Source organism: Streptomyces sp. NPDC002619, assembly GCF_042889305.1.
In the GTDB taxonomy this organism is placed as follows: Bacteria; Actinomycetota; Actinomycetes; order Streptomycetales; family Streptomycetaceae; genus Streptomyces.
The window spans coordinates 18,232-23,737 of sequence record NZ_JBIAQV010000070.1; the positions used below are offsets into that span (position 1 = coordinate 18,232).

Here is a 5,506-nt window from a genome sequence, read left to right on the forward strand (position 1 = left end):
GGACGGCCTGTCCAAGGCCGTCCCACCAACGTGTGCCCACGCCGCACTCCCCACCGCCAGGCCGTTGACCAGGAGAAATATAGAAGGCCGGCTGGAGTACTAGGAGACCCCGCTTGCCGAGAGGAGCACGCCCGCCACGTAGGTGGCGGCCATGGCGAGCGCGCCGCCGACAACGTTGCGGCTGATGGCGCGCCCAGGTGGCGCGCCGCCGAGGCGCGCGCTCCCCCAGCCGCAGATCATGAGGGCCACAAGCACGCAGAGGACCGTCACCGGAACCCGCATTCCCCTGGACGGCAGGACGATCGCGAGCAGCGGCAGTAGCGCCCCCACCGTGAAGGACAAGAAGCTTGACAGCGCTGCATGCCAAGGGTGCGTCAGCTCCGCCGGGTCGATGCCGAGTTCGGTCTCTGCATGTGCGGCCAGGGCGTCGTGCGCGGTGAGCTGAACCGCGACCTCGTCGGCAAGTTCCGGGGTGAGGCCCTTGGCCACATACAGGTCGGTCAACTCCTGCAGTTCCGCCTCCGGGGTCGCCTTCAGCTCGGCCCGCTCCAGGGTCAGCGCGGCCTGCTCGGAGTCGCGCTGGGTGCTGACCGAGACGTACTCCCCGGACGCCATCGAAAGCGAGCCGGAGAGCAGGCCGGCCAGGCCCGCCGCGAGCAGGGCGTTGGAGTCGGCCTGGGCGCCCGCGACGCCGACGACCAGGCCGGCCGTGGAGACGATGCCGTCGTTCGCCCCGAGGACTCCCGCCCGCAGCCAGTTCAGCCGGGACCCGAGGCCGTTGCCATGTATGTTTCCGCTGTTGTTACCCACAGTTATATCGTCGCTCACCAAAGGTAATCACCGTGCGCTGAGCTGCGGGCACGGAGTCGTCGAGTATTCCAAGCACGAGCCGCCGCGTCTTGTGCAGCCTGCTGAAGGGCGGTGTGGAGCCTGTGCGGCCGACCGTCTCCGGTACCCGCCTCCCCACAGCGTGGGCGTGCCTGGCCGTGGCCCGCAGTAACCCGGGTTTTCCTGCCCCCAGCCCGCCCAACTGTGAGATCGCACCACCAACGTCGGGCAGCCGGTCGATGAGCTCGTCCAAAGTTCTCAACTGGTCGTCATGACCGATGAGTTCAGCCGTGTGCATTCGGCTCATGCTAGAAGGGCTCTCGTGGCGGGACTTCTGTCAAATGACTGCCCAATGTGCCACCCGCTTGGATTCACGCCGATGATATATGCACTTCTTCATGATTCTTCCCCTTGGACTCCAACGTTGCGACGCGCCCTTGAACCCGGGTTCGCTGCCGCGATCCGAGTGAAAGATCACGCCTCTCACATCTCCGCCACGCGTGGTCGCGGCCATCTGCAAAGACGCCACGACGAGTTCGGCATCGTGGCTGGCACCCATCGCGTAGCCGAGCGGGCGGCAGGAGAACAGATCGATCGCCGTAGCCAGGTAGAGCTTGCCCTCACTGGTGACTATCTCGGTCATTTCGCCGCACCAGACCTGGTCCGGGGCGCCCGCAGCGAGGTCGCGCCGCACGAAGTCCGGAGCCGCGGCCCGCTTGCCGAGCCGCACACCCGGCCGACGATTCCGAGGTCGCCGAGGGCCTGGCCCAGGTCATCCAGCAGCTCTCCCAGGCCGTCTGCGACGGCCGCGTGATCCTGTTGTGGCCGGACCCACATGTGGGAAACCTGCGGATCCGCACGATCCGGATCCTCGCGCGCGGGGGCAAGCTTGTGCGGCGGCCCGCTGCGGGTGCCGATACATCATCCGGCCTGGTCAAGTGGCATGTCGGTACTGGGAGTGTCTAATCAACGGCGGATCTGATGATCAAGGAGACGCCAGATGACCAAGACTGCCGGTGAGCCCGGGTCCGCCTGCTGTCGGGGCACCGTCGAATACGGCGACCGACGAGCAGTTGATCGCGATGCTCGTCGACAGGGCCCGTAACGAGGGCCTGCAACTGACCAGCGAGGGCGGGCTGTTGCAGCAGCTGACCCGTCGCGGCCATCGGAGTCCTCGGCCGGCTCCACATCCTGCCCGGCCACCAGGGCCAGCAGGCCCACCGCGTTCGCCGCCTTCTCGCCCAGTTCCTGCTCGGGCAGATGCCCCAGCAGCCGCAGCGCGTCGCCGACCAGGGCGTCGACCAGCTCAGCACGGGCTTGCTCGTCACTCCACGCGATGCGGGGCTTGCCGGGATCGGTGTAGTCACGGGCGGTGCACTGCACCGCCGCGACCTCGCCGGCGCCGGGAACCTCGCGGATCACCGCCCGGATCGCGGCGATGAGCTGGGTGACGGTGTCCTGCGTGGCCACCGCATCGTCCAGCACGGTGGAATCCAGAGCCCGCCGGTGCTTGCCCTTGAGCACGCCGATGGCCTTCACCATCTCCCGCACCGCCTCGAAGACCCGGCTGGGCCCGGCCGAACGGGGAAGGCGGCGGCGGAACTACGCCAGCAGCGGCGGATCGAACGCCATGTCGTTAAGACCGAGCCCGCAGGCGGCCGTCCAACGCAGGTCACACCGCAGTTCCTGGACGACGTGCGCGCCGCGGGCATCTGGTACCTGATCCGCGACAACGCCGGCTACTTCACTGAGGGCTTCGACGCGGTCTTCACCGCCATCGGCGCCCAGGTGCTGCCCATCCTCCCAGGCGTTCCCCGGATGAACGCGATCGCCGAGCGCTGGGTCGGATCCTGCAGGCGCGAGGCCACCGGCCGCGTCCTGATCACCGGCGAGCACCACCTGCAGCTCGTCGTCGAGGAGTACGTCGACCACTACAACGGACATCGGCCTCACCGATCACTCGGACAGCGATGCCCGACGGTGTCGGCGCGCCCGAACCGCCCCCCATCGATGCCTCATCGCGTGTTATCCGGCGCGAACGCCTCAGTGGCCTCATCCACGAATATGCGCAGGTCGCATAAGGTGACGGTGTTGTCGGCACGCACATGGTTTGAAGCGGCGGGGACTGGAAACGGAGGATCAGCCACCGCGCCAGTCCCCGACCCTACTTACGGCTGCCGCGACAGCTGGGGGTTCCCGGGAGGTATCGGACCTGCGTCGGTTGCCGAGTAGGTGAGCGATCCCTGCGGGTAGGGCGCACATCGGTCATATGACTGCGGTCGCAACGTCACGTCGCGTGCTGGCATTGCTGCAGGTGATCCGCTTGTCGCACGGTCATGTGACTGATGTGCCCAGCGCCAATCCATCACAGACTGTGCATGCGGTACGGGCATGAGCGCGCACTGATCGGTGAGCTCGTCTCGGCCACCATCGACGTCAGCGCCCGGTTCCTGGCCGGGGGGACGGTATCCGACCGCCGGATTGGTGAGCCCGCGTGGCGGCGTGAGCCTATCTAGTTCATTAGTCAACTTCTTGCGAGAAAGTAGCTCCTTTAGAAGATTGCTTGCTGTGAGCGTCCTCCAGGGGGACGGGCTACCGCCCTGGCGCGACACCCAAGGAGGCCGCGATGTCGGCAGCCAAGAACCGACTGCAGGGACTGCTCGCACGGGTCGGCCGCGTCTTCGGCCGACCCTCCAGGCACGCCAGGTCTGCGTCCCTGCCTATACCAGAAAAAAGGAACCCGTCATGTTCAACGTCTCCAATGTCAAGGCCGCCCCCAGCCCGGACCTGCTGACTCCCGACAACTCCGTGATGCTGTTCGTCGACCATCAGCCGCAGATGTTCTTCGGGACCGGCAGCGGCGACCGTACCGCGATCATCAACGCCACCGTGGGCCTGGCGAAGTCGGCCAAGGCGTTCAACGTCCCGGCGGTGCTGACCACCGTGGCCGCCGAGTCGTTCTCCGGTCCGATCCTGCCGCAGCTGGCCGAGGTCTTCCCGGGCCAGGAGATCATCGACCGCACCACGATGAACACCTGGGAGGACGGCCGGGTCGTCGAGGCGATCAAGGCCACCGGCCGCAAGAAGATCATCATCTCGGGGCTGTGGACCGAGGTGTGCCTCGTGCTCCCGGTGCTGTCCGCGCTCGGGCAGGGCTACGAGGTGTACGTGGTGGCCGATGCTTCCGGCGGTGTCACCCCGCAGGCTCACGAGCACGCCATCGGGCGGATGGCCAAGGCCGGTGCGGTGCCGGTGACCTGGATCCAGGTGCTGCTCGAGCTGCAGCGTGACTGGGCCCGTACCGAGACGTACGGCGCTGTCATGGAGATCGTCAAGGAGCACGGCGGCGCCTACGGTCTCGGCGTTGTCTACGCCCAGTCCGTCATTGGCGCCCACGCCGCGGGCTGACCGCCGTCTGGGCCGCCGGCCCGAGGGTGCACTGCCCGGGCCGGCGCCGGCCCGGGGCCCAGGACCTCGATGTGCACGACGTTCGGTAGTTCCAGCTGCGCGGGCGTCATTTCGCGCCGCAGGGGAAATGCCACCCACTGCAGGCAGTCGCCGAACTGCCCGCGAGTGACGGTCCGTTGGGCGGCCCTGGGAGGTGCCGCCACGTGCAGGACCGAGCACGGCGGCCGTGTCGCCGGCCACTGGCCGGGTGACTGAGGACGCTGGTCGAGATCCTCGGCCAGATCCTGGACACGGCCCAGGAGTCGGCCCATGCCTGCGGCAGAGCGTCCAGCCGGCAGGGCGGACGAGCTTTCCAGTCAGAGCAACCCAGACCGAACACGGGCCGTGACCCAAGGAAACGACAGTGAACATCAACCATCCGCCGGCTCAGCGTGCGCCGGGCGGCCGTGAGCCGCTGCTGCCGTCCCTCATGACCGCGACGGCCGTGAGCGGACTCATCGACGCGATCAGCTACCTGGGCCTGGGCCATGTCTTCACGGCGAACATGACCGGCAACGTGGTCATCATCGGCTTCGCCGCCGCCGGTGTGCCCGGCTTCTCGGTGCTCGGCTCGCTGGTGTCGCTGGCCGCCTTCCTTCTCGGAGCGGTGCTCGCCGGCCGTCTGGAAACCGTGATGCGCGGCCGTACTGCGCCGTATTGGCTGCGCTTGACCCTGGTGCTTGAAATGGTGCTGCTGGCCACGGCGACCGCCGTCGCCTTCGCCGCGAGCCATGCGGTCTATGCACTGATCGCCCTGATCGCGCTGGCCATGGGTCTGCGGAACGGGACGGTGCGCAAGCTCGCCGTGCCGGATGTGACCACGACGGTGCTGACACTCACTTTGACCGGACTGGCGTCCGACTCGACGCTGGCAGGCGGCACAAATCCGCGTGCCGGCCGCCGACTGGTCTCGGTGCTGGCGATGCTGGCAGGCGCATTCGGGGGAGCCGTGCTCGTGCAGCACACGGGGCTTGGCTGGCCCCTGCTGGCCGGCACGTTCGGTACCGCTGCTGCCGCCCTGGCCGTGCCCCGCAGCTCATCCTCCAGCTGACTCAAGCCCTGGTCACTCCCGCCCCACTGCGGCCCCCAGCAGCCGCTTCACCCCTCACCCAGCTTCTCAGAACTCCCTGCTCACTGGAGTTGATTTCCATGGCCACTATGCCTGTGGCAGGCCTCCCTCCGCTCACCACCGAGCACCTCGCCGACCTCGTGGTCCGCAACGGCAAGATCC

The 5,506-nt window shown here is 67.8% G+C and carries 5 protein-coding genes and 1 pseudogene; 3 read left to right on the forward strand and 3 right to left on the reverse strand.

The genetic code is table 11. The features are described 5' to 3' along the window. Positions 1 to 99 precede the first annotated feature (99 nt). The 3 genes and pseudogenes from ACFYXB_RS42225 to ACFYXB_RS42235 form a co-directional block, all read right to left on the reverse strand. Entirely contained in the window at positions 100 to 810 is a 711-nt protein-coding gene (locus tag ACFYXB_RS42225; protein WP_389590520.1) for a VIT family protein, read from the reverse strand. A gap of 355 nt (positions 811 to 1,165) precedes the next feature. After that, complete coding sequence (locus ACFYXB_RS42230) at positions 1,166 to 1,558, reverse strand: DDE-type integrase/transposase/recombinase (RefSeq protein WP_389590521.1); 393 nt, start codon at positions 1,556 to 1,558, stop codon at positions 1,166 to 1,168. Between the two features lie 302 nt (positions 1,559 to 1,860). After that, positions 1,861 to 2,520: pseudogene (locus ACFYXB_RS42235) on the reverse strand (IS5/IS1182 family transposase); the annotation flags it as partial. Between the two features lie 126 nt (positions 2,521 to 2,646). On the opposite strand from ACFYXB_RS42235, the gene ACFYXB_RS42240 reads away from it, so the two are divergent. The 3 genes from ACFYXB_RS42240 (at position 2,647) to ACFYXB_RS42250 (ending at position 5,326) form a co-directional block, all read left to right on the forward strand. Further along, positions 2,647 to 3,060 carry an integrase core domain-containing protein gene (locus tag ACFYXB_RS42240; RefSeq protein WP_389590523.1) on the forward strand — a complete coding sequence of 138 codons (414 nt, stop codon included), beginning with the start codon at positions 2,647 to 2,649 and terminating at the stop codon, positions 3,058 to 3,060. A gap of 513 nt (positions 3,061 to 3,573) precedes the next feature. Then, entirely contained in the window at positions 3,574 to 4,236 is a 663-nt protein-coding gene (locus ACFYXB_RS42245; RefSeq protein ID WP_389590524.1) for a hydrolase, read from the forward strand. Between the two features lie 469 nt (positions 4,237 to 4,705). After that, positions 4,706 to 5,326: a YoaK family protein gene (locus tag ACFYXB_RS42250; protein WP_389590525.1), complete on the forward strand. Its 621-nt coding sequence runs from the start codon at positions 4,706 to 4,708 to the stop codon at positions 5,324 to 5,326. The last annotated feature ends 180 nt before the right edge of the window (positions 5,327 to 5,506 follow it).